This window comes from Corallococcus sp. CA041A (genome assembly GCF_003612075.1).
Classification (GTDB): Bacteria; Myxococcota; Myxococcia; order Myxococcales; family Myxococcaceae; genus Corallococcus; species Corallococcus exiguus.
Window position 1 is genome coordinate 1 of record NZ_RAWF01000619.1, and the last position, 468, is coordinate 468.

Sequence of the window (468 nt, forward strand, 5' to 3'; positions counted from 1 at the left end):
ATCCAGGTCGACGCCAAGCCCGAAAACAGCCAGCTTCGGCCGCAACCAGGCATTCAGCGTGGCAAGCAGCGCAGGAATTTTCGCCTGGAGTTGCGGACCTTCGGTCTGGACGACGGCGAACATCAGCGTGACGAGCAGCGCCGCCATAGCGGCAAAGCACAGGATCATCACCAACGCGGCGATCCAGCGGGGCAACCCCCGACGCGCCAGCCACTCCACCCCCGGCTGCAACATGTAGGCGATCAGCGCGCCCAGCAGGAACGGGGTCAACACCGGCCGCAGTGCCCACATGAGGACACCGATTGCAAGCGCGACAAGGCCCCACAGCCAGGCCTGGCGGCGTATCAGAGCGGACACCAGTGTTCTCGATAGGCGCGCGCTACCCTGGGGATGGACGTTGCACCGTTCGCAACGGGAAGCGGCGCTCACCCGAGAAGACGGAACCCGCAACTCATTTCTCCTCGAAGT

1 protein-coding gene is annotated in these 468 nt (G+C 64.5%); it reads right to left on the bottom strand.

Features of this window, described 5'->3' with window-relative positions; translation table 11 throughout:
• Nucleotides 1-357 (bottom strand): AI-2E family transporter (locus D7V77_RS42505; RefSeq protein ID WP_120581772.1); only part of this gene is annotated, 357 nt, incomplete at its 3' end.
• Nucleotides 358-468: the final 111 nt, after the last annotated feature.